The sequence below is a fragment of the Spartinivicinus poritis genome (assembly GCF_028858535.1).
Taxonomy (GTDB): Bacteria; Pseudomonadota; Gammaproteobacteria; order Pseudomonadales; family Zooshikellaceae; genus Spartinivicinus; species Spartinivicinus poritis.
Window position 1 is genome coordinate 267,714 of sequence record NZ_JAPMOU010000002.1, and the last position, 23,660, is coordinate 291,373.

General features: G+C 41.7%; 19 protein-coding genes. 10 read left to right on the plus strand and 9 right to left on the minus strand.

The genetic code is table 11. The annotated features are described in order from the left end of the window. The first annotated feature begins 184 nt into the window (after positions 1-184). Together ORQ98_RS02675 and ORQ98_RS02680 are read left to right on the plus strand one after the other, a co-directional pair. Positions 185-2,392: an ATP-binding protein gene (locus ORQ98_RS02675; RefSeq protein ID WP_274687235.1), complete on the plus strand. Its 2,208-nt coding sequence runs from the start codon at positions 185-187 to the stop codon at positions 2,390-2,392. Beyond that, a complete protein-coding gene (locus ORQ98_RS02680; RefSeq protein ID WP_274687236.1) occupies positions 2,385-3,704 on the plus strand; it encodes a diguanylate cyclase domain-containing protein in 1,320 nt (439 codons plus the stop codon). The genes ORQ98_RS02675 and ORQ98_RS02680 overlap by 8 nt, the downstream gene beginning before the upstream one ends. Before the next feature lie 87 nt (positions 3,705-3,791). Here ORQ98_RS02680 and ORQ98_RS02685 read toward each other — a convergent pair whose 3' ends face one another. Next, a complete protein-coding gene (locus ORQ98_RS02685) occupies positions 3,792-4,313 on the minus strand; it encodes a GNAT family N-acetyltransferase (RefSeq protein ID WP_274687237.1) in 522 nt (173 codons plus the stop codon). A gap of 132 nt (positions 4,314-4,445) precedes the next feature. Continuing rightward, complete coding sequence (locus ORQ98_RS02690; protein WP_425347660.1) at positions 4,446-5,051, minus strand: acyl carrier protein phosphodiesterase; 606 nt, start codon at positions 5,049-5,051, stop codon at positions 4,446-4,448. 740 nt (positions 5,052-5,791) lie between these two features. On the opposite strand from ORQ98_RS02690, the gene ORQ98_RS02695 reads away from it, so the two are divergent. Both ORQ98_RS02695 and ORQ98_RS02700 read left to right on the plus strand, forming a co-directional pair. Further along, entirely contained in the window at positions 5,792-7,288 is a 1,497-nt protein-coding gene (locus ORQ98_RS02695) for a catalase (protein WP_274687239.1), read from the plus strand. 308 nt (positions 7,289-7,596) lie between these two features. Beyond that, a complete protein-coding gene (locus tag ORQ98_RS02700; protein ID WP_274687240.1) occupies positions 7,597-8,118 on the plus strand; it encodes an ankyrin repeat domain-containing protein in 522 nt (173 codons plus the stop codon). Positions 8,119-8,189: 71 nt separating this feature from the next. Here ORQ98_RS02700 and chrA read toward each other — a convergent pair whose 3' ends face one another. Next, entirely contained in the window at positions 8,190-9,395 is a 1,206-nt protein-coding gene (gene chrA, locus ORQ98_RS02705; protein WP_274687241.1) for a chromate efflux transporter, read from the minus strand. Between the two features lie 396 nt (positions 9,396-9,791). Between chrA and ORQ98_RS02710 the strand changes: the two genes are divergently transcribed. The 4 genes from ORQ98_RS02710 to ORQ98_RS02725 all read left to right on the plus strand — a co-directional run bounded on the left by ORQ98_RS02710 (position 9,792) and on the right by ORQ98_RS02725 (position 11,925). After that, positions 9,792-10,127: a hypothetical protein gene (locus ORQ98_RS02710; RefSeq protein WP_274687242.1), complete on the plus strand. Its 336-nt coding sequence runs from the start codon at positions 9,792-9,794 to the stop codon at positions 10,125-10,127. A gap of 161 nt (positions 10,128-10,288) precedes the next feature. Further along, complete coding sequence (locus tag ORQ98_RS02715) at positions 10,289-10,936, plus strand: HupE/UreJ family protein (protein ID WP_274687296.1); 648 nt, start codon at positions 10,289-10,291, stop codon at positions 10,934-10,936. Between the two features lie 10 nt (positions 10,937-10,946). Next, positions 10,947-11,537, plus strand: coding sequence for a hypothetical protein (locus ORQ98_RS02720; protein ID WP_274687243.1), 591 nt, complete (start codon positions 10,947-10,949; stop codon positions 11,535-11,537). Positions 11,538-11,583: 46 nt separating this feature from the next. After that, the gene (locus tag ORQ98_RS02725; protein WP_274687244.1) at positions 11,584-11,925 is read left to right on the plus strand and encodes a DUF6488 family protein; all 342 of its coding nucleotides are present in this window, start codon (positions 11,584-11,586) and stop codon (positions 11,923-11,925) included. A gap of 68 nt (positions 11,926-11,993) precedes the next feature. On the opposite strand, the gene ORQ98_RS02730 is transcribed toward ORQ98_RS02725, so the two are convergent. From ORQ98_RS02730 to ORQ98_RS02755, 6 genes are all read right to left on the minus strand, one after another. Further along, complete coding sequence (locus tag ORQ98_RS02730; protein WP_274687245.1) at positions 11,994-13,364, minus strand: MFS transporter; 1,371 nt, start codon at positions 13,362-13,364, stop codon at positions 11,994-11,996. A gap of 127 nt (positions 13,365-13,491) precedes the next feature. Beyond that, positions 13,492-14,052: a cupredoxin domain-containing protein gene (locus ORQ98_RS02735; RefSeq protein ID WP_274687246.1), complete on the minus strand. Its 561-nt coding sequence runs from the start codon at positions 14,050-14,052 to the stop codon at positions 13,492-13,494. Positions 14,053-14,256: 204 nt separating this feature from the next. After that, a complete protein-coding gene (locus tag ORQ98_RS02740) occupies positions 14,257-17,382 on the minus strand; it encodes an efflux RND transporter permease subunit (RefSeq protein WP_274687247.1) in 3,126 nt (1,041 codons plus the stop codon). An 18-nt stretch (positions 17,383-17,400) separates the two neighbouring features. Continuing rightward, the gene (locus tag ORQ98_RS02745) at positions 17,401-18,711 is read right to left on the minus strand and encodes an efflux RND transporter periplasmic adaptor subunit (RefSeq protein WP_274687248.1); all 1,311 of its coding nucleotides are present in this window, start codon (positions 18,709-18,711) and stop codon (positions 17,401-17,403) included. A gap of 146 nt (positions 18,712-18,857) precedes the next feature. After that, positions 18,858-20,114 carry a TolC family protein gene (locus ORQ98_RS02750; protein WP_274687249.1) on the minus strand — a complete coding sequence of 419 codons (1,257 nt, stop codon included), beginning with the start codon at positions 20,112-20,114 and terminating at the stop codon, positions 18,858-18,860. A gap of 266 nt (positions 20,115-20,380) precedes the next feature. Beyond that, a complete protein-coding gene (locus ORQ98_RS02755) occupies positions 20,381-20,803 on the minus strand; it encodes a hypothetical protein (RefSeq protein WP_274687250.1) in 423 nt (140 codons plus the stop codon). Between the two features lie 319 nt (positions 20,804-21,122). On the opposite strand from ORQ98_RS02755, the gene ORQ98_RS02760 reads away from it, so the two are divergent. Both ORQ98_RS02760 and ORQ98_RS02765 read left to right on the plus strand, forming a co-directional pair. After that, the gene (locus ORQ98_RS02760; RefSeq protein ID WP_274687251.1) at positions 21,123-22,940 is read left to right on the plus strand and encodes a copper resistance system multicopper oxidase; all 1,818 of its coding nucleotides are present in this window, start codon (positions 21,123-21,125) and stop codon (positions 22,938-22,940) included. 8 nt (positions 22,941-22,948) lie between these two features. Further along, positions 22,949-23,656, plus strand: coding sequence for a copper resistance protein B (locus tag ORQ98_RS02765; protein WP_274687252.1), 708 nt, complete (start codon positions 22,949-22,951; stop codon positions 23,654-23,656). Positions 23,657-23,660: the final 4 nt, after the last annotated feature.

Here is a 23,660-nt window from a genome sequence, read left to right on the forward strand (position 1 = left end):
AGTACATAGTAATGTCAGTGGTTTTACGAGTAAAAACTGCATCATTTTTTAATGTTAGGATGGTCTAAATACGTTTCCCTACACGATTAGCCGATTCCGCTTCCCCCTTACACAGGTGCTACAATAAGCTAATATGTAAGCTAGTGGCACCTATGCCTGTCATCCGTTGTATTGCAAGTCTGGCATGCTTAACTCTGCGAATGAGTCACCTTACTATTATGCGTGGTCTCAGTTAAAAAACTGGCAATTTGTTTTTGTGCTCATTATTGCTTTTATCACTACTGTTATTCTTATTACATGGTATATCTCCAGCTTACAGTCCCAACTGGTAAAATCATCAGCTATTAACAGTGCATCTTTATACTCGCAAGCACTAAGAGAGTTCCGCTCTCTCTATACTTCAGAAGTGGTTACCATTGCCCACCAAAGTGGCTTAAAAATCACACATAACTATAAAGAGGAAAAAAACGCAATTCCATTACCAGCAACCTTAAGTATCTTACTTGGCCAACGTATTGGCAGGCATGAAAATGGTGCTAAAGTGAGTTTATATAGCCCCATCCCCTTTCCATGGCGAAAAAACAATATACAAACATCCAGTCGTTTTAGCCAATTCGCCTGGCAGTTTTTAACTCAAAACCCTGAGCAACCATTTTACCGTTTTGAACAAGTAAACAGCCGAGAAGTTTTACGCTATGCTACAGCTGATGTGATGCATGCAGGCTGCGTCAACTGTCATAATACTCACCCCGACTCACCGAAAAAGGATTGGAAATTAGGTGATGTCAGAGGTGTTCTTGAAATTACCTTACCCGTGGATAAAGCCATTGAAACCTCTATTCAGAACCTAAAAGGCATCACCCTATTATTAACAGTCATTGGCATCTTAGGTATTTTAGCTATTGGTTTTGTCATTAATAAACTGAGAACAAACTCTCTCCACTTAAAACAATTAGTCGAAGAAAGAACCGCAGAATTAGCAACCGCTAGAGATCAAGCACTGGATGCCAGTCGGGCAAAAAGCTTATTTGTCGCTAATATGTCTCATGAGATCAGAACACCAATGAATGCGGTACTGGGTTATGCACAAATTCTGGATCAAGATGACCAACTTACCAATGCTCATCATGAAGCCATTGCTTGTATTTTAAAAGCAGGCAATCACTTAATGGAAATTATAAATGACATTTTAGATTTATCTAAAATTGAAGCTAATGCCATAGAATTGAATATAGATTCTTTTTCATTACATAATCTGATCAATACCATAGCCATGATGTTTAAACTGAGGTGCCAAAATAAAGGACTTTACTGGCGATTAGATTTTCAAGGTGATAACAGTCTTGTTGTTATGGGAGATGAAGGGAAAATACGTCAGGTATTAATTAATTTAATTGGTAATGCAGTCAAATTCACTGATCAAGGAGAAGTATCCCTTAAAGTGGTTTGTCAGGACAATAACTTGGTTTATTTCGAAGTGAATGATACAGGGCCTGGCATAGCAGATGACTCTAAAGAAGCTATTTTTGAGATCTTTCAGCAAGGAAACGCTGGTCTTGAAAAAGGTGGTACAGGCTTGGGACTTACCCTCGCGAAAAAACAAGTGGAAATTATGGGAGGACATCTAACATTTACATCAACTCCCCACTTGTCAACACGATTCTTTTTTACGCTACCATTGCCTAAAGCAACTCAGCAAAAAGACTCTCCACTCCCTATAAAACAAGTGATATGTTTGAAATCAAACTACACTGTTAATGCTTTAGTGGTAGATGATGTTGCAGATAACCGGATGCTGCTGGTCAAATTACTGACTAAAATTGGCGCCCAAACCTTGGAAGCAACCAATGGCTTAGAGGCACTGGATAAACTGCAACAATATCATCCTGATATTATTTTTTTAGATATTAATATGCCTGTAATGAATGGTATTGAAGCTCTTAATCGTATTCAAACAACGGAAGCTTACCAACATATTAAAGTGGTTGCTGTCTCTGCTGCAAGCTTAGCTCATGATCCAAATTTTTACCTTGGCAAAGGATTTCACCGATACATTGCCAAACCATTCCATGTATCAGAAATCTATCAATCCTTACATGAATTGCTGGGCGTAGAATTTGAATACAGTACAAATGATCAACCTCAGCAGGATAACGTCACTAACAAACCTATTCATTCAGACCTATCACATATAACATTACCTACCCACCTGTACCAACGTTTAATAAAAGCGGCAGAGTTATACCGCATTTCAGAAGTTAAATTATGTGTAGAAGAAATTGCCAATCAAGATGACACATATCAGCCCCTAATTACAGCGATCAATAACTACATCAGCCAATACGATATGAAAGGCCTTGTACAATTACTACAGGGAGTCCATCATGATTGATCGTGCAGAAATAGACCTTTCACTGGCAGAAATTTTAATTGTTGACGACACACCAGCCAATCTTGATTTACTCTACAATATTTTAACTCATGAAGGCTATCAAGTTGCCGCCGCCCCAAGCGGAGTGGTTGCGCTAAATATTGCTCCGCAGATTCAGCCAGATTTGATTTTATTGGATGTAATGATGCCAGATATTGATGGCTTCACCACTTGCCAAAAGCTTAAGGAATTGCAACCAACGAAAGATATTCCCGTTATTTTTATCACAGCTAAAAATGAAACGGCGGATATTGTTCGAGGCTTTCATGTGGGTGCTATTGATTATATTAGTAAGCCAATTCAAAGAGAGGAAGTATGCGCACGGATAAAAACCCACGTTACCAATCAGCTATTGGCAAAACAGCGAAGAGAAATGCTCACCATGCTGCATGATTATGAAAGCCGAAATCGCTGCATTATTAACGAAGTGTCTGATCCTATTATTACTATCTTTCAGAATGGTTTGGTTGAATCAGTAAACCCCGCTGCTTTACACTTATTTCATTACACCATCAGTGAGTTGATTGGCCGCCCGTTAACTGATTTTTTATTGCCAGAATGTACCTATTTAATCAACCAGTTCTTAACCCATACTAGTACCCAGACCAGTTTACAAGTTGAAGTCATCGGTATACGACATGATAAATCAACCATTCCCCTAGACCTTTCCATAAAGCGCTTAAGTATTACCCAATCACTGTATGTTTGCCTGATGCATGACTTATCGATGCAAAAAAATATTATTAATGAATTACAACGGGTATCAAACTTAGACCGTTTAACCAACATTGCTAATCGACGGCGGTTCGATGTGGTTTATCAGCGGGAGTGGTTGCAAGCCAAACATGAACAGTCGCCTATTTCATTAATCATGATTGATATTGACTATTTTAAACGATACAACGATAACCAAGGGCATCAAGCAGGTGATAGCTGTTTGCAAGAAGTCGCGAGGGCCATAGAACAGTCTGTTACTCGCCCCAGCGATCTTGCCGCTCGCTATGGTGGCGAAGAGTTTATTGTGATACTGGCAAATACCAACGACAAAGGGGCAACATCAGTTGCCAATCATATTAACCAAAACATTAAACGACTGGCCATTAAACACCCTGATTCTCTCTGTAGTGATCAGATTACGGTAAGTATGGGGATTGCCTCAACCACTCCTACTGAACTTATGGTGGCTGATCAGCTAATCAAAGCAGCAGATTTGGCACTTTATTCGGCTAAACATGCAGGCAGAAATAGTATCCAGTTTCAACCCTTTGAATAACCACTATCCCCTTTCAAGAATCCATATTGGCTTTTACTACGATCTGCTAAGTCTTATTCAAGTTAGCAGATCGTTTTACTTGTAATGTTAGGATGGTCTAATTTCAAGAAAAGTCGCTTTACTCACTGAAAAGCTATCCACGACGCCTCCATAGGCGTCAAAATGAGGTGCAGGAGTCATTCCCAGCTTTGTTAACACTGCAATGGAGGCTTTATTTTCTGGTACAGCAGCTCCATAAATTTCATCGAGTTGCAATAACTCAAAACCATAAGCGACACAAGCAGATGCCGCTTCAAATGCTAAACCTTGTCCCCACACCTGTTTAATTAGGCCATAGCGGATATCGATAAAATCAGTTTCCAGTACGTATTCCAGGCCACAGTAACCAATTGGCTTGCCTGTTGCTGCCGAATTCAAGACAAAGGTACCAAATCCATGCTGTTGCCAATGGCTTAATCGGTTACTCAGGTAGGCTTTTACCTTGTTTTTTGGATAAGGCTTACCTAATGGTAAATAACGTGTCTGCTCTTCATCAGAAAGGTGTTCAAACAAAAAATCAAAGTCTGCTGCAGTAATGGGACAGAAGGTTATCCTTGGTGTTTTTAGCATTATTATCTACATCTACTCTTTAGGGTTTCTCAACTAATTGTTTGCTGTCTCTGCACTTACCTTTCGCAAGCTATCTGATAGAAGAACCCTTCCGATTACACAGAGGCCAATAACAATGACTAGAGCTACTCTTTAGTTCAACTGGGCATTTTCAACTTCAATGGCTAGGTGATCAATATACTCTATTAATTCTGGAAAAAATTGCAAAAAGCCGTCATCAAGTTTCGTATAGTTTTTCAGAATTTCTGTTTGCGATTCAGCCAGCGGATTATCAAAACGGATTCGCTGTGACAGACGCAGCAAAGTCATTCTCACCCCTTCCAACGATCCATAAGCCATTAACCCATTGTGCTCAATAATACGTCCTACAGTATCAGTCATTGGTGCAGGCATCCACTGACGATGTAGCCAAAGAGCATTATAGGAGTGCTCAATAAATCTGTGCAGTGGAGTGTCAGAAAATGTTGACCAGTGCTTTATTAAAAAGTGGTCAAATATAACATCGGTAATAATACCTGAAAAACGTCGGAAACGCCGATCAAATAGGGGTTTTAGCCCTTGTACAACAACATGATTATCAGTAAATCGATCTACAGCACGATGATTATAAATACCGAGCTTGACAGCTTCTGGTAATCGGTTCAGATCAACTCCCTTACAAAAGTCCCCCATCAGATTACCCAATAAGGACAACCCTTGGTCATGCTGAGATAAGTATAAATGGGCCAGATAATTCACGTGTTTACAATCATGCTACTATCACTAGTGACAGTTTACTCGATCTTCCAATTAATAAACAACCCAACACCCAACGGGACAGAGCTATTTACTCGCAACTACCTACTATTCTGTTCAACCCATGCTCGTTTTCGCTACACAAACACCAACAGCCAAGCAAGGCTGTTTGCTTGAGAGTAAAAAAGCCATTAATGCAACACTGTGATAAAGAATTACTTATCACTATCTAAACGCTGGTTTTAAACCTGATTAAATAAGCCTATGGGTAAACATCTACCGCTAGCTGATTAAAAAGGTCGTTGTACTGCTTTCCTAGCCCGTTATGAATCTTTGTTTGAACTTAGTCTGACCAATTCCAGATTAATTTTTAACCGATCAATGTCGTTAGAGTAGTTACAAATTGGATGAAGGTATTTATAACTTGAAAAAATCAAACCCAAATAACATTATTCGTGGAAAATATATTCATTTGCTAGAATGAAAAACAAAGTTAGCAGAATAAAAAATAGTGACCCATCATCTTACATATAGCCTGCTCTTCTATATATTTATAGTGTCATTTATCATCAATTAATTGTCGGCTAATATTAAAATTAAAGCCATAAAAGTCATTCACGAAGGGGATAAATAGAAATAGTCTATAACTGTCATATATTCATTCCATTTTATTCCCTAAATAACAGCTCTTATGATCAAAAACTCAGACCAGAAGGTGTGATTAGTCACTTAGGAGCTACTCAATGAAAAATTTTCCAACCAAATTAATCACGACAGCAGTCAGTGTCGTATTGGCCTCTATGGTCAATGCCCAAGTACTGACTGATGATAACGGCGCCCCCATTACTGATACTAAAAACTCATTAACTGTTGGTAATAATGGTTCTGTGCTATTACAAGATGTTCATTTAATTGAAAAACTCCAACGTTTTAGTCGCGAACGAATACCTGAACGCGTGATGCATCCTCGCGGTACCGGTGCTCAAGGTTATTTCCTAGCATCGAAAGACTTTTCAAAATATACAACGGCCTCATTATTTAAAAAAGGCCAAAAAACGCCTGTATTAGTTCGTTTTTCCAGCGTTATTCATTCTAAAGGATCCCCCGAAACAGCTCGCGACCCAAGGGGGTTTGCGGTTAAATTTTATACTAAAACCGGCAACTGGGATTTAGTGGGCAATCATCTGCCAACATTTTTTATTCGTGATGCGATTAAATTCCCCGATTTTACTCATGCCAATAAACCTTCTCCAGTCACCAATTTACAAGATCCAAACCGCTTTTTTGATTTCTTTGCTAAAACGCCAGAAGCTACCCAAACCCTCACCTGGTTATTCTCCGACCATGGAATACCCGCTTCTTACCGTACAATGGATGGTTTTGGGGTTCACGCCTTTAAGTTGATTAATAAAAAGGGTGATATTAAATGGGCTAAATTTCACTGGAAATCACACCAAGGGATTAAAAACTTAACCAGTGCAGAAGCAGAAAAAATTCAAGGCAAAGACTTTAGTCATATGACCCGTGATCTTTACGACAATATTAAAAAAGGTAATTATCCAAAATGGGATTTAATGGTAAAACTCATTGATCCAAAAGACCTGGATAAGTTTAACTTTAATATTTTCGATGATACTAAGCAGTGGTTCGATGTGCCTGAAGTGAAAGTCGGCACCTTGGTATTAGATAAAATACCACCCAACTTCTTCCAGTTTACCGAAATGGCTGCTTACGCCCCTTCTCGGATGATTCCTGGGATTGCACCTTCGCCGGATAAAATGCTGCAAGGTCGGTTATTCTCCTATGCTGACGCACAAATTTATCGGTTAGGCACCAACTATCAGTTATTACCGGCAAACCGCCCACTGATTAAAGTCACTAATTATAATATTGATGGAGCAATGAACTTTTCTGATCAACAAGGGGATGTTAACTACTACCCCAGTCATCATGTCAATGACCAGGTGACCCCAGAAAAAGACAACTCTGCAATATTACAGGGTTATATGGTGAGAGAAGAAATCAGCAAGCCCAAAAACTTTTACCAAGCAGGCATTCTTTATCGCAAGTTTAGCCCTCAGGAAAGAACTAACTTGATTAGTAACTTGTCTGGCGCCCTTGCCCAAGTGACAGATAAAGGCATTCAAACCAAGATGGTCAGCTACTTTTACAAGGCAGATCATGAGTATGGTCAGCGTTTAGGCGACAAATTAGGCCTAAAGCCTAATCAATATAAATAACCTAATTAATCACTTAACAGCTGTTGCGAAAGGAGACTTTAGACTCTCTATTCTTTTGAAAGGGTCGCAAAAAAAGGAGGAAGTAAATTTAGTGTTCGATATGGAATAACAGGATATTCATCCGCCGCGCTTGAAGTGCCGTCCCTGGCCCATCAAGCGCTAAAAAGGCATCCATGCCTTAGCTACAGAACACCCTGTCACTCCATACCCGCTAGCTTTCGCAACACCCTCCCAAAGACTGCTTCAAGCACTTTTAAGACAACCTGTCAGTGAATAGTTGTTATTCAAAAACCAATAGGAATTTACAGATGCAAAAATATATTGGATATTTTCTTATATTGTTATTTACCCTATTAGCCTCATGTACGCAACCTAACCCAAATCAACCAAATAATACGACTGTACAAGCTAAGCAAGAAACAACACCAGAAAATGGACAACCCCTTTCAGCTGCGCAAGAGGTCGAGCTGGCTTTCTTTCATGCTGCTCGCACAGGCGATACTGAGTTAATGAAATTATTTATCGATTCTGGTGTTAATGTAAACTTCCAAAACAATCAAGGTTATACCGGTTTGATGGTAGCCGCTTTTCGTGGACAGCCCGAAATTGTCGATCAACTTTTAGCGGCTGATGCTTCTGCCTGTTTAGTGGATGAACGGGGTAATACTGCCCTTATGGCAGCTATAGTATCAGGGGAGCTTAGTATATCTCGTAAACTATTTACGATCGATTGTGATGACCAGCATTTGGATAACCGAAGCCTGACGTTTGCTAATCAATTTGGCCAACAAGAAATTGCAACCTTATTAAAACAGCGGCAAGAAAAGTAAATGACGGCCCAGGTAACAATTGAGCCGGATGATAACCCAGCAAAAAATACCATTATTCATTTTACTTATTTTTATAATGCTATATTTAACAGCCAACCAATTAAACCACAACTCAACACCACCAACCAAGGAGGTAATTTCCAAAACATCAGAGCTATAAAAGCGACTAGTGCTACAGCAAAATCTTGTGGCTGCTGGATGGCACTTGACCACACTGGCTGATATAAGGCTGCTAGTAGTAACCCTACGACACTGGCATTAATACCAGTGAGCGCTGCTTGCACTTTTGCATTTGCACGTAATTGCTCCCAAAAAGGCAAGGCGCCAGCAACCAATAAAAATGAAGGGATAAAAATCGCTATCAAACAGAGGATGCCCCCCAACCACCCCGTTGGCGATTGAGTCATTGAAGCACCTAAATAAGCAGCAAATGTAAATAAAGGCCCAGGTACTGCTTGAGCTGCCCCATACCCTGCTAAAAAAGCTTCATTTGTCACCCAACCGGATGGCACAACCTCTGCCTGCAATAATGGTAATACGACATGGCCACCACCAAACACCAAAGCACCCGCCCGATAAAAAGAATCAACCATTGCCAGCCACTGCTCAGATAATAACTGGGTCAAAGTAGGAAGCACAACTAATAGCACTATAAACAGCAGTATCCAAATCCCCCCGGTACGACGGCTGATTGAGATAGACATTGGGTTATGTACAACACAGGTCGTTGGTCTAACCATTAACATACCCACTAAGCCTGCACAAATGATAACCCCCACCTGTGCCCAAACTGATGTAAAAAACAACATGCCACAAGCAGAACATGCCATTAAAGACACTCGTTGCCTATCAGGGCAAAGATTACAAGCCATCCCCCAAACTGCCTGAGCCACCACAGCAACAGCCACGACTTTTAAACCATGCAATACACCCAACGGCATCATATCGCCATGGTGTGCAATACCCAAAGCAAACCCAACTAACATGAAAGCCGACGGTAGGGTAAACCCCAACCAAGCAGCAAAAGCCCCTAAATAACCTGCCTGTGAAATGCCCAGCGCTAGACCAACTTGACTACTGGCAGGGCCGGGTAAAAACTGGCAAAGCGCAACCAAATCAGCATAGTTTTTTTCTGTTAACCATTGCCGGCGTATTACAAACTCATCACGAAAGTAACCAAGGTGTGCCACTGGCCCACCAAATGAAGTTAACCCCAAACGTAAAAATATCAGAAAAACTGACCACGCCGATTGATTAGTCGTTTTTTTATGCTCCATTATTCGACCTAGTCTTACCTATCAGGTTGTATGCTACCGTTACAGAGTGTAAGCATTATCGTTTTTTCCATAAACCTACTCATCAAGATATCAGTAAGCTATATACTTAAACGAATATACTTCTTTTGAGGCATAAGCTGATGCCCCATCACAGATTCACAATAATCCATTCTCTTAGTTAACCGAATAAAAGTTAGAATTGCTATGTATAATGAAATCAAGGATGGAAGTTGATGATTGAGTTTACTCAACACCTTGGTTAATATGTGCACGACTTTATGACTTGAGGCTGGAGCTTTTAAACTGGCTTTGCTTAAAGAGGTTTGTTAGTTGACGCTTAATGCATTTCATCAATCACGTTGTTGCTCGGTGCTTCTCATAGTCACAGTAGTGGTTATGATTTTTTGTCGTGGCTTATGGGTTGCTGACCAATGCTTTCATGAAACCTCTAAAAGTATAACTCCCTTCAAGCTTTCGCTTACCCATAGTCATGACCACACTCATACCCCCATTCTTGATCACCTGCATCATGATGGATCGGCTGAAATCTCTGATGCTAACCACCTTGTACTGCATTTATTGGACTCCATCGATAACCCCTCTTCACTGCCGATCGCTTTGCTGTTAGTTGATGAATTGCCTGAAGCATCTATTTGGAGTGAACCGCCATCACCCTTGCCAAGTGATCCGTTCTACTTATATCGCCCACCAAAAGCATTACTTGCTGCCTGACACAAAAAGATTGGGTGTTACCACTTAACGTTGGTGTTTAACACCCCTTATTAATATTTCAGTTTTTGGAGAAAGACCGAATGTCTTTGTTTTCATCTTTTTTACGATGGGGCTCAGGCGTGGGTTCTCATTGGAAGCTGCTTGCCTTACTGATATTAACCATGGGTATTGTTTCTCAAGCATCAGCCCATGGCGTTGAGGAAGGCGATGCGATGTTTATTGAGCAAGCTTCCGGTGCTCAACTCTTGCCGTTTATTTATCTCGGTGCCAAGCATATGGTGACGGGTTATGACCACCTTTTGTTTCTGGTTGGGGTCATTTTCTTCCTATACCGAATGAAAGATGTTGGTATTTACGTAACATTATTTGCTATTGGGCATAGTGTTACTTTGCTTTATGGCGTGCTCAGTGAGACCCATGTCAATCCCTATATTGTGGATGCCATTATTGGTTTATCAGTGGTTTATAAAGCCTTGGATAACCTAGGGGCATTTCGTCGTTGGTTTGGTTTCCAACCGAATACAAAAGCCGCTGTTTTAATCTTTGGTTTTTTCCATGGCTTTGGCCTAGCGACAAAATTGCAGGACTTTACTCTGTCTGAAGATGGATTGGTTTCAAACATTCTTGCATTTAATGTAGGTGTTGAAATTGGCCAGCTTGTCGCATTGAGCGCAATCCTCATCATCATGAATTTTTGGCGGCGTACGGATGCTTTTTTTAAACAAGCTTTCGCAGCCAACGTTGTTTTGATGGCAGCGGGTTTTATGTTGATGGGTTACCAAATGACTGGTTTTTTCACTGTTTCTTAAGGAGCTCCATGTGCAACAAGATATATCCAATATGAATCGAGAAGGATTGCCTTCTAATAAAAGCTTGTTAAAAGCAACAGTCGTTGCCTTTTTAGTGGGTGCTCTACTACTTGTTACCACCATACTGCCAGCAGAGTACGGCTTAGACCCAACAGGTATTGGCAAGCAATTAGGACTGACTGTATTAAGTTCTGACCATGACTCCCATAGTCAACCTGCTTCTTCTGCTCCCACCTTACTAGCAACTGTTAGCTCTGTCTGGAAGGGGAAAGAAGCTCTGCGCAACGACACAATGTCACTTACGCTAGGCCCTAATGAGGGTGCTGAGATCAAAGCCAAAATGGTTGCAGGCGAACGCTTTGTTTTCAATTGGGAAGTACAAGGCGGCGAAGTCAGCTTTGATATGCATGGTGAACGCCTGAATGCTGGGGATGAATTCACCAGTTATTGGGTTGGGCGAAATCAATCCAGTGCCAGTGGCGCTTTTGAAGCACCGTTTGATGGTACCCATGGCTGGTATTGGCAAAATAAAGGCTCTGAGCCCGTCACTGTTGTTGTGAAAACCAGCGGCTTCTACGAAACCTTATATCAGCCTGAATAAACCATTTAGCAATTAATTTTTTAACGAAACACTTTGGAGAAATTTTATGTTTATAGTGCGTTTAATGAGTGTAGCGCTTTTGTCTGTTGTATTAGCTGGCCCTGTCAATGCCCACTCAAATCATGGCGTTGCAGCACCTATATCAGAAACCCAAGTATCTGAACGTGCCGAAGCCGTTAAACAGCAACTTATTAGCAGCAAACAAGTAGCTGAGTCGTGGAAAAATGTAAAAAATGGCTCTATTTCTCAGCAAGATGCACAGGGTGGTAAGTTATGGGTTGTTAAATATGACAATCCTCAAGCAACTGATCCTGCCAATAAATCATTGTATGTTTTCATTGATGAGCTTGGGAATATTATTACTGCTAATTACACTGGCAAACTGTAAATACACTTTTAAATAATTAATAAAAATTATTTTAGCGGTGCATGCCTGGTAGGTTATGCACCGTTTTTTTAAGGCCATCTTGAGTGGTGATCATCGATAACAAAAGGATGAATGTGTTTGACTGCTGTATGCCGGTGTGGATGACTATGAGACTCAGGCCCCTCCCAACCTTCATGATCATGTTGATGATGTTCATCGTGAACATGCCAATGATTGTGCTCATTAGCTTCATGAGTATGCTCAAGTTCATACTGATCATGCTTAGGCCAAATACCAGCAGCCACACCCACTGAAATCAGCGCTGTAAGACCAAGTACACCAAAGGCGACAGTCATTCCAAATTGAGCCCCTAACCAGCCAGCTAATGGATAAGCGATTAACCAGCAAGCATGGGATAGAGAGAACTGGGCAGCAAAGACGGCAGGACGATCAGACTCTTGACAGGAGAGGGTTAATAGTTGCCCCACTGGCGTTAAAATCATGGAGGTTCCGACACCAATAAGCCACCAAAGCACCAAAAGTACGTTGATTTCAGGTAATGTCAGCCCTAATAACATACTGACACCCATCAAGCTGCCACCAATCAACATCGTTTGACGTTCACTTAGTTTCTTTAAAATAAACGGTATTGAAAATGCCGCCAGCATTGAGCCACCACCCACTGCTGCAAAGGCTAGCGCTACCCAAGATTCCCCGAGGTCTAACTCAGTACGAACATAGACGACAGTATTCACTATTTGCATTGCGCCTGCAGCAGCGACAGCCATAAATAAAGCAAGTAAGCCTCTGAGCCGAGGTGTTTTAAAATATATTTTCATGCCTTGGTTGGCTCGGGACCAGAAGCTTAAGTCTCCGTTGTGTTGTACTTTGTCCGGTATGCTGATGGTCACGACCAATGCTGCTGATATTAAAAATGCGACTGTGTTTAGCAGAAACAGCATATTAAAACTCATCAATGTAATTAGTGCTGCCGCCGCCATAGGACTAAGCAGGTTTTCCAGGTCATAAGCGAGGCGAGAGAGTGACAAAGCCTTCGTGTATTGGGCTTTATTTTTAATGATGTCTGGAATGGTTGCCTGAAAAACGGGGGTAAATCCAGCAGAAAAAACATTGAGCAAAAACACTAAGAGATATATTTGCCAAACTTCTGTAACCCATGGCAACACAAGCACTACAGCAGCTCGAAGTAAATCTAACGTGACCAAAATCGCACGGCGAGGAAAGTGTTGAATGAAAGCGCTTATCAAAGGGGAGATGACGACATAAGCAACCATTTTAAGTGCCAGCGCGAAACCCAGCACTTTTCCAGCCTCTCCACCAGCCAATTGATGAGCTAATAATGCCAACGCAACGGTAGTTAAGCCTGAACCGAACAGGGCAATAACCTGTGCAGAAAAGAGATGTCGATAACGTCGATCAGTCAGTGGGGATATTAACATAAATGTCTTCAACCAAATTCGTATTTAACCTGTTACCTCAATTGCAGTGTAAAACTGCTCCAAATAAGTAGGTATACAACCACTGGCGCCAATAAACTTGTTTAAAAATTTTCATCTTACTTTCATTTTACGGAGAGATTTCTATCGGCTTATGCATACCTGCTTCATAATGACCAGGAATATTACAAGCGGCCTGAATATTATCTGCTTTAGAAAACTGCCAGATTAATTCCCCAGTTTTTCCAGGTTCAACGGTAATGGAATTACCACCACCCGCATGCACCATACCAGGGTTTTCTCGCATCATTTTGCCATGAGCTTTATGCTCTTTCTGGGTGCCAATTGAAAATTCATGGGCTAATTTGCCGGTATTGGTAATTAAAAATTTTACTGTTTCACCTGACTTAAATCGATTAGGTGAAAAAACAAACCGCATATCATCACCAGCAATCACCTTAACCGTTTGATTCACTTGATCCGCTTTACCTGGACTACCTGTGACTGACCCATGATGCATACCTTTTCCATGGTGTCCATCACCGTGGTGATCTTTGCCATGATGACCTGCTTTTTGCGCTTTATGTTCATTGTGGCCATGCCCAGGCTCACCTTTACCTGCATTCACCCAGGTACTAAAACCCAAGGCACTCACCATCACACCAATTGCTAATTGATTACATTTTTTCATGTTTTTCTCCTCATTATAGAAATTGTCGTAAATGCTGCTTACCACTCCCTTTGAGAGTGTTGCAAAAGCTAGCGAATATGGGGTAACAGGGTATTCTGTAGCTGCGACAGGGATGTCGCTTTAGCGCTTGATGGGCTAGGGAAAGCCCTTCAAGAGCGGAGAAAGAATGCGCTGTTATCCTATATCAGACACTAAACTTATTTTTTACACTTTTTTTGCTTCCGATAGTCCTCGCGACTTCCATATAAAATAGATAACGGGTATCACTAGTAGGGTTAATATGACAGAACTCACCATCCCGCCAATCATTGGGCCTGCTATTCGTTGCATCACTTCCGAGCCAGTACCTGAGCCGACCATAATAGGCACAAGGCCAGCGATAATGGCTGCAACCGTCATAGTAATAGGCCGCACCCGTTGTGCAGCACCTTCCATAACCACTTGCTGTAATTCCGATAAAGTTAAGGTTTGATTATTTTCTGCCAGTCGTTGTTGCCAGGCTTGGTTCAAATAAACCAGCATTAACACCCCAATTTCTACAGTAACCCCCGCTAAAGCAATAAACCCAACACCCACGGCGACTGACATGACATAGCCACTTAAATACATCAACCATAAGCCACCAATCAACGCAAAGGGGACGGTGCCCATAATAATCAGCACTTCAATTAAATTGCGGAAATTTAAATATAACAGTAGTGCAATAATCACCAAGGTTAATGGCACCACGACCATTAATCGTTGTTTAGCCCGCTCCATATATTCATATTGACCTGACCAGGTAAGGGAATAACCCGCTGGCAAAGTTAATTGATCAGCAACCACTTGTTGTGCCTCAGCCACATAAGTGCCTAAGTCACGCCCTTCAATATCCACAAAAGTCCAGCCATTAATTCTGGCATTTTCACTTTTAATCGCAGGTGGCCCATCGTCAATAAACACATTCGCTACATCCGATAGCGCTAACCGCTCTTTACGAGGGGTAACAATAGCGAGCTGTTTAAGCTGCTCCAGCGAATTACGATAATCCTGTGGGTAACGAATATTAACCGGGTAACGCTCTAAACCTTCAATGGTTTGGGTAATATTCATCCCCCCTATCGCGGTACGAATCACCATTTGGATATCACTGATATTTAAGCCATAGCGGGCCGCTTTTAACCGGTTAATATCCACTTTAATATAGCGACCACCTGCCACTCGCTCTGAATAAACCGAAGCTGTACCCTTAACGTCTTTAAGTACTTGTTCTAGTTGTTTACCAATTTTTTCAATTTCCGTCAGTTGTGGCCCAGCTACTTTTATCCCCACAGGGGTTTTTATCCCGGTGGCTAACATATCGATACGGGTTTTAATCGGCATTACCCAGGCATTGGTTAAACCGGGAAACTGTACTAAAGCATCCATTTCTTTTTTCAGCGTATCGGTGGTCATACCAGGCCGCCATTCTGAACGGGGTTTAAGCTGGATGACCGTTTCGATCATGGTTAATGGTGCAGGGTCAGTGGCTGTATCAGCTCGACCAATTTTACCGTAAACGGTTTTTACTTCAGGAATGGTGCGAATGAGTTTATCCGTTTGTTGCAATAACTCCCTGGCTTTACCAATGGATACGCCTGGGTAGGTCGTCGGCATATACATTAAATCCCCTTCATCTAGTGGGGGCATAAACTCGCTGCCTAACTTAGTGGCAGGCCATAAACCGGCCACTAATACCACAACTGTCATCAATAAAGTGGTTTTAGGAAATTGCAAAACACCTTGTAACAAAGGTTGGTAAATGGCGATTAAGCCTCTGTTTATCGGGTTTTTATGCTCAGCAATCACTTTACCGCGAATAAAATAACCCATTAATACCGGCACTAAGGTAATAGCTAAACCCGCAGCCACCGCCATGGCATAGGTTTTGGTATAAGCCAGTGGCGAAAATAACTTACCTTCCTGGGCTTCCAAGGTAAAAACGGGTAAGAAGCTTAAGGTAATAATTAATAATGAGAAAAATAATGGTGCCCCCACTTCCTTTGACGCTTGATAAATAACATCCCAGCGATTCTCATCCGTCAGTGGTGTTTTTTCCATGTGCTTATGAACATTTTCAATCATGACAATGGCACCATCCACCATGGCCCCAATCGCAATCGCAATACCACCCAGGGACATAATATTGGCATTCAGTCCCTGTATATGCATGATCACATAAGCCCCTAAAATCCCCACTGGTAAACTAATCACAACGACTAATGCCGAGCGGAAATGAAATAGAAAAATGGCACAAATAATTGTCACCACTAAAAATTCTTCAATGAGTTTTTCATATAAATTATCCACCGCACGATCAATTAATAGGGAACGATCATAGGTGGTTACCACTTCCACTCCCTCTGGCAGGCTAATTGCTAACTCTTTAAGCTTTTGCTTCACCCCTTCAATGACTGATTTAGCATTCTCACCAAACCGCATGACTACTACACCGCCAACCGCTTCACCTTCACCATTAAGCTCACCAATACCACGGCGCATTTGTGGGCCTAAGCGAATATCCGCCACATCCTTAAGCAATAAAGGGGTACCATTAACATTTAACCCTAATGGAACACTGGCTAAATCCTGTTGATTACTTAAATAGCCATTTGAACGCACCATATATTCGGCTTCCGCTAACTCAACAACCGAGGCACCAGTTTCCTGATTGGCTTGCTGAATGGCGACTCGAATTAAGTGCAATGGAATTTGATAGGCTCTTAATTTATTGGGGTCAACCACCACCTGATATTGCTTGATCATGCCGCCAATCGTCGCTATTTCAGACACCCCAGGTACAGTTTGTAATTCATATTTTAAAAACCAGTTTTGTAAGCTAGTCAGCTCTGCTAAATCATGGTTACCGGTTTTATCAACCAAGGCATACATATAGGTCCAACCAACCCCTGTGGCATCTGGCCCTAGTGAAGGTTTTGCGCCTTCAGGCAAACTGGCGGTTACCTGATTTAAATATTCCAATACTCTAGAGCGTGCCCAATATAAATCGGTATCGTCGTCAAAAATCACATAGACATAGGAATCACCAAAAAAAGAATATCCCCTTACAGTTTCAGCCCCCGGCACAGCTAACATAGCTGTTGTTAATGGGTAAGTAATTTGATCCTCTACCACTTGGGGGGCTTGGCCTGGATAGCTGGTTTTAATAATCACCTGAACATCCGACAAGTCAGGTATTGCATCAATGGGAGTTTGCCGCACCGACCAAAGCCCAGCAGCAATTAAAAATAACGTCGCAATGAGAATCAAAAACCGATTATGTAGCGACCAATAAATTATTTTATTAATCATATTCAGAGGCCTTCTACATCATTGATTGGTGTGATTCATGTTGGAATGGTCCATCGTTGAATGGTCTACAGGTTTTTCACTTTCAGTCTTAGGCATTTTTTCTGCTGTTTCCATTCGATTAAAATCAGCGGTAATACTTGACTCCGAATCAATTAAAAATTGTGCTGAAGTCACTATGCGATCACCTTCTTTTAACCCAGACAGAATTTCCACCTGTTGACCGGTTTCTTTTCCTGTGGTGACAGTTATAGATTGATACTTACCATCGCCTAACGCTTTCACCACTCGGTTCATGGTGCCACTGCGAATTAATGCAGCGTTAGGTATCAGTAATGTGGGCTTTGTACTTTTGGCATCAATAGCCAAATGAACAAACATATTCGGTTTTAGTGATAATGCTTGATTGGGGAAACGTAGCCGGACTTTAAACGTACGGGTGGTGCTGTCTAAATCTGGGTAAATATAATCCACTTTACCTTGCCAGCTTCTTCCGGGTAAAAAATCAGTACTCATTGTGGCAGGTTGCCCCGGCTGAATTAAACTGGCTTGACGAGCGAATACTTCCGCAATTACCCAAACCTCTGATAAATCGCCTATTTCCATAATTTGGGTCATCGGTTTAACGTACATACCTTCTCTCACACCCAACTTGGTCACATAACCGGACATGGGGGCCCGAATTTGAATACGTTGACTCACTTGTTGAGTATTAACGAGTTGTTTAATCGCTTGGCCATCTAACCCTAATGCCATTAACCGCTCTTTAGAGGCTTGGATTAACCCTTTATTATTGGTTTTTAATAAGCTTAAAAATTCATATTGGGCATTAACTAAAGTGGGAGAGTAAAGTTCGAAAACAATGTCACCTTGTTCTACTGGGTCACCAACGGCTTTACGATTTAATTTTTCAATCCAGCCCTCGACTCGGGTATGAATATGATGCAGCTTGTCTTCATTGTGACTGATATAGCCGACGGTATTGATGTTACTAGCCACCTTTTGTCTCATTACTTTAGCGGTCTTAACCCCTAAGTTATTTTCTACCGTCGCATCAATTTTAACCAACCCAGGCTCATCCTTACCTGCGGCGTCTTCAGGATAAACAGGCACTAAGTCCATGCCCATTGGCGACAAGCCAGGCTTATCCCGTTTATAATTGGGGTCCATTGGTGCCACCCAGTATAAAGGCTTACGCTCAGCTGATGGCTCACTCATACCATCATCAGTCATCCCACCATCACCCATTAAGTGGGGCAACCATTGTTGAGCAAAATAACCACCAGTAAAGCCCAAGCCTACCAGCACAATAACTAAAAAAGTTTTTTTCATTATTTATTTACCAGTAATATTTCATAAGATGTATTCTTTGGTACTAATACCCAAAGTGAAGGGATTTTAGGCGAGGCCATCGAGTGCTGAAGCCCCAGGAGCTTATTAAAATAAGTGACTGAGGTAAGGCACGAAGATAACAAAGCCTAAGAGCCATTCGCGAAGGGTATTTCTGTAAAAAATCGTAATTGAGCTAATGTCTTAAACCTATTTTCTTTTAATTTCAGCATCTCTAATTTGACATTAAGCCGACTGATATACGCTTGAATCACCGTGGCAAAATCAATGCGATCTGCTTGATAAGACTCCAACGCCGCTTTTGCTTGTAAATTAGCCTCAGGAATTAATCGATGTTGATACAATGCAATACTGTCATTAATGCCTGTTATCTGTGATTGGAGCAACAAGTATCGAGAACGCATCTTGCGTATTAACATTTCTCGTTGATAAGTAGCCGATTCACGCCGTATTTGATTAGCAGCCAGGGTTTTATCCTGTTTATTTTCATTAAATAATGGTAAATCAAACGTCACCATGGCGGAAACAAAGTTGGCTCTATCATTGCCCGTAGCATCGTCACCTTGTCTTAAGCCATAACCCAACTCAACGCCCCATTGCGGTTTGTAAGCTTCTTTTGCTAAAGCAATTTTATTGTCAGCTAAATCAATTTGCTTATTGCTCATTTCAACCATGGGATGTTTGAGTAATAGGGGGTCGATTGATCTTGTTACAGCAGACCAGTGAGGTAGTTTGTTGGCAACTCGGCGAACCGTTTGATTGGGTAACCAGCGTGCAAGCATCGCCAATGAGGATTGTTGCTGTTTTTTTAGCTCAATAATCCGATTATCATGCCGACTTAGGACGAGTTTTGCTTGGTAAATATCCTGTTGGGTTTTTCTACCAACCGAGTAAAGCGACTCAGATAACTCAATTAATTGACTAAACAAATAGCGGTCATTTTTCAGTAATTGAACGGCTTGTTGACTTCCCCAACTGCTAAACCAGGCGAGCCGGACTGCTCGTTTAATTTCCAGTTTCCGTAGCGCAGCACTCACTTGTTGATTTGCCGATTGAATCCCTAAACCATCACCTTGCAAGGCAAGTGTATTGCCTCGTGGAAATTGCTGACGCACCCCAAAGCGTAGTTGCGTCATATTTTCCTGATCAAAGTCAAAGGTATCATCGGGTACATTGATTGCGCCAATACTCACCATTGGATCAGGTAATGTATTCGCTGCCACTTGCTCTTCTTTTAGTGCATTGGCTTCTAGTTGATGACTTACAAGCCCTGGTTCATTGGTTAACGCTGCTTTAACTGCCTGATCAAGCAGTAGACCTGAGTGAGCCTGCAACATGGGTACATAAACGGTAAATATAATGCACCACAATAACCGCGTAGGCATAATTCCCTCCTATACCCTTCGTGAATGCCTTTTAGGCTTTGTTATCTTCGTGTCTCACCCCAATCACCTATTATTTATGGGCTCATGGGGCTTCGGCACTCGATGGCCTTGCCTAAAACCCTTTCACTTTGGCTATAACGAAATAAATTAGTAATAGGTTAAATAAAAATTTAAAAGAAAATGAGATATTACTTGGACGCGGCTTCATAACTCGCAAATACAGTTTTACCGGATGCAACAGTAATGAAACCGCTTTTAGGGAAAGGCTATTTCAGCCAACAGCAATGGCGAAGGTTAATGGGTGGGCTAGCTTGAACATACCGCAACTGTTGTTGACGTATGGCTAAGCCAATGGGAGGGCCAATCAACAGTTGAAGACAAGGAATAATAAGGAGAAGTGCAAACAAAGGCTCTAAGGGTAATTGCAGTAACGACTGCCATTTATTCATAGACTGGCAGGTGTCACTCGTATCACTGCAAGCCATATCAGCGGTATAGGATATATCATCTCCACTTACTGCTAATGCCATATGATGCTGGATTGCTGAGCTATCCATACTAGCCATAACATCAGTGTCAGCAGTAGAAACCCATACAGTTAAACAACCGACAAGATGCAACATAACCCACATAGCCAATAAAGTTAGGGCTATATGACTTCGCTGTTGTCGTAGTTTATTTAACATCATTATTGCACTGCTCTACTAAAGCATTTATGCCTAAAAATGGGTTTGCCTATAGTTATGTTTTCGAAATAGCTTCACATCGTAAAGCTTCCACCCACTAGAAGGTCAAGTCGCCCTATAAATTAATTAACATAATTATCAGTGTAGTGGAAAAATAGTCACGTTTAATGCTGTTTTATAATAACCCTATATAAATGCTAAGCAAATAAGGTAGGCTATCTCGAATTAAAGAAATTGCACTACTTTTGTATGTGAACAATTACAATAAAAAAGCTCAAAATAATAAATACCGAAAGAATGAAATAGATGAGGGAAATATCTAATGACAACTTATCATCCAACATCCCCTCTTATGTCCCGACGACAGTTCGTTACTGGTATCACGGCGGGTAGTTTACTTTGTGGTTTAGGTGCATCGCCCCTATTGACCGCATCAAATACGGTTAAACGACGGGTACCACAAGTACTCTCAGGCAAACAGTTTTCCTTGAACATTGGTTATCAACCAATGAATTTTACCGGTAGAGAACGTCAGGCAACCACGATTAATGGCACCATTCCAGCGCCTATTTTACGATGGCGAGAAGGTGATCGAATTACGTTAAATGTGACTAACCAGCTGGCTCATGATAGTTCCATTCATTGGCATGGAATTATTTTGCCTACCGATATGGATGGGGTGCCAGGCTTAAGTTTTGCTGGGATAAAACCCGGCGAAACCTTTACTTATCAATTTACCGTTAACCAAAGTGGTACTTACTGGTATCACAGTCACTCCGGTTTTCAAGAGCAAACGGGGATGTATGGTGCTATTGTGATTGAGCCAAAAGAGCCTGACCCAGTGAATGCTGACCGTGATTATGTGGTGATGCTTTCAGACTGGTCAGATGAGGCTCCTGAAACTATTTACGCCAAATTAAAAAAAATGAGTCATTACTATAATTTTCGTGAGCGTACCGTCGGTGACTTATGGCAAGACATTAAAACTAAAGGTATTAGCCAAACCTGGAATGAGCGCGCCATGTGGAACCAAATGCGCATGAGTGAAACCGATCTTTCCGACGTCACCGGTTATACCTATACCTTTTTAATGAATGGGTTCACCCCCGAAGATAACTGGTATGCCTTATTTAAAAAAGGCGAAAAAGTACGGCTGCGCTTTATTAATGGCGCAGCCATGACCATTTTTGATGTACGTATTCCTGGCTTAAAAATGAAAATTGTCGCTGCTGATGGACAAAATATTGAGCCCATCACGGTGGATGAATTTCGGATTGGCGTGGCTGAAACCTATGATGTGATTGTCGAGCCCAGTATAAATAATGCTTATACCTTATTTGCCCAAAGCATTGATAGAACCGGTTATGCCAGCGGCATGCTCACCCCCAGCCCAGCCTTACAAGCGATTATTCCAGCGATGGACCCAGCCCCTTTGCTAGGCCATCAAGAGATGGGTATGGCACATGGGAGTATGCATGGTATGGATCATGGCTCTGATAGCATGGATCATAGTCAACATCAAATGATGAAACACAACACCAGGGGTATGGATCACAGCCAGCATCAAGGTCATCAACAACAACTAGGTAAGGCGGGATTTGGCAGTAATAATGAAATTAAACACGCACCTACTGAATTTGGCCCCCATGTAGATATGCGTGCAGAAATGCCACAAAGTGGACTTAATGATCCTGGTATTGGATTAAGAGATCATCAGCGCTTGTATGGACGTAAAGTGCTCACCTATGCAGACATACATAACTTGTATTCTACTTATGATCACGGTGAACCAGGCCGAGAAGTCGAACTGCACTTAACTGGCAATATGAACCGTTATATGTGGTCAGTCAATGGGATTAAGTTTGCCGATGCAGAACCTTTGCGGTTGACATATGGCGAACGGCTGCGTATTACCTTAGTTAATGACACCATGATGACCCACCCTATTCACTTACACGGCATGTGGAGTGAGCTAGAAACAGGCGATGCTAAGCACATCCCTCGTAAACATACGGTGCTCGTACAGCCCGGCTCAAAAATCAGTTATTTAGTAACAGCCGATGCTAAAGGCCGCTGGGCTTATCATTGTCATTTGCTTTACCACATGCCCGGTATGATGCGAGAAGTGAGAGTGAGCTAGGGGGCGTTATGAATACAACAATAAAATACAGCTTATTAAGTATAAGCTTATTTATCAGTGAACAGGCGTTGGCAGCCGCTGAAGACGACCCATTATTAACCAAATTCATGGTAAACCAACTGGAGCGGCGTGAAGCTGAAGGTGATAACCCGATCGCTTGGGATGCTCAAGCCTGGGTAGGTAAAGATTTGCATAAACTCTGGTTAAAATCGGAAGGTGAATATACCAATGGCAACACTGAAGAATCTGAACTGCAATTATTATACAGCCGAGCAGTGGCGCCATTCTGGGATTTTCAAGCAGGCTGGCGTGGTGATTTAGAATCAGGCCCCGAGCGTCATTGGCTCGCGCTTGGTTTTCAAGGGTTAGCACCCTACTATTTTGAAACGGAGCCTTTTTTATTTTTAGGTGAGCATGGCCAAATCGAACTGCGACTGGAAGCTGAATATGAAATGCTATTTACCCAGCGCTTAGTGCTTACGCCAGAAATTGAGATAAGTGCATTTAGTAAAAATGATGAAGCCGTTGGAGTAGGCTCTGGTTTATCGGAAGCAGAATTCAGCCTGCGATTACGTTATGAAATCAGGCGAGAGTTTGCCCCTTATATTGGTATTAATTGGTGGAAAAAATACAGCAAAACAGCAGACTTTGCCAGAGAGGAAGGCGAAGAAACCGATGATGTGAATTTGGTTGTAGGTATACGGCTGTGGTTTTAGGTTT

What these genes read in the sequence shown, in the direction of transcription:
- ORQ98_RS02675 (WP_274687235.1), top strand. Translation starts at nt 185, where the DNA reads ATGCTTAACTCTGCGAATGAGTCACCTTACTATTATGCGTGGTCTCAG.
- ORQ98_RS02680 (WP_274687236.1), top strand. Translation starts at nt 2,385, where the DNA reads ATGATTGATCGTGCAGAAATAGACCTTTCACTGGCAGAAATTTTAATT.
- ORQ98_RS02685 (WP_274687237.1), bottom strand. Translation starts at nt 4,313, where the DNA reads ATGCTAAAAACACCAAGGATAACCTTCTGTCCCATTACTGCAGCAGAC.
- ORQ98_RS02695 (WP_274687239.1), top strand. Translation starts at nt 5,792, where the DNA reads ATGAAAAATTTTCCAACCAAATTAATCACGACAGCAGTCAGTGTCGTA.
- ORQ98_RS02700 (WP_274687240.1), top strand. Translation starts at nt 7,597, where the DNA reads ATGCAAAAATATATTGGATATTTTCTTATATTGTTATTTACCCTATTA.
- chrA (WP_274687241.1), bottom strand. Translation starts at nt 9,395, where the DNA reads ATGGAGCATAAAAAAACGACTAATCAATCGGCGTGGTCAGTTTTTCTG.
- ORQ98_RS02710 (WP_274687242.1), top strand. Translation starts at nt 9,792, where the DNA reads ATGATTTTTTGTCGTGGCTTATGGGTTGCTGACCAATGCTTTCATGAA.
- ORQ98_RS02715 (WP_274687296.1), top strand. Translation starts at nt 10,289, where the DNA reads ATGGGTATTGTTTCTCAAGCATCAGCCCATGGCGTTGAGGAAGGCGAT.
- ORQ98_RS02725 (WP_274687244.1), top strand. Translation starts at nt 11,584, where the DNA reads ATGTTTATAGTGCGTTTAATGAGTGTAGCGCTTTTGTCTGTTGTATTA.
- ORQ98_RS02730 (WP_274687245.1), bottom strand. Translation starts at nt 13,364, where the DNA reads ATGTTAATATCCCCACTGACTGATCGACGTTATCGACATCTCTTTTCT.
- ORQ98_RS02735 (WP_274687246.1), bottom strand. Translation starts at nt 14,052, where the DNA reads ATGAAAAAATGTAATCAATTAGCAATTGGTGTGATGGTGAGTGCCTTG.
- ORQ98_RS02740 (WP_274687247.1), bottom strand. Translation starts at nt 17,382, where the DNA reads ATGATTAATAAAATAATTTATTGGTCGCTACATAATCGGTTTTTGATT.
- ORQ98_RS02745 (WP_274687248.1), bottom strand. Translation starts at nt 18,711, where the DNA reads ATGAAAAAAACTTTTTTAGTTATTGTGCTGGTAGGCTTGGGCTTTACT.
- ORQ98_RS02750 (WP_274687249.1), bottom strand. Translation starts at nt 20,114, where the DNA reads ATGCCTACGCGGTTATTGTGGTGCATTATATTTACCGTTTATGTACCC.
- ORQ98_RS02755 (WP_274687250.1), bottom strand. Translation starts at nt 20,803, where the DNA reads ATGATGTTAAATAAACTACGACAACAGCGAAGTCATATAGCCCTAACT.
- ORQ98_RS02760 (WP_274687251.1), top strand. Translation starts at nt 21,123, where the DNA reads ATGACAACTTATCATCCAACATCCCCTCTTATGTCCCGACGACAGTTC.
- ORQ98_RS02765 (WP_274687252.1), top strand. Translation starts at nt 22,949, where the DNA reads ATGAATACAACAATAAAATACAGCTTATTAAGTATAAGCTTATTTATC.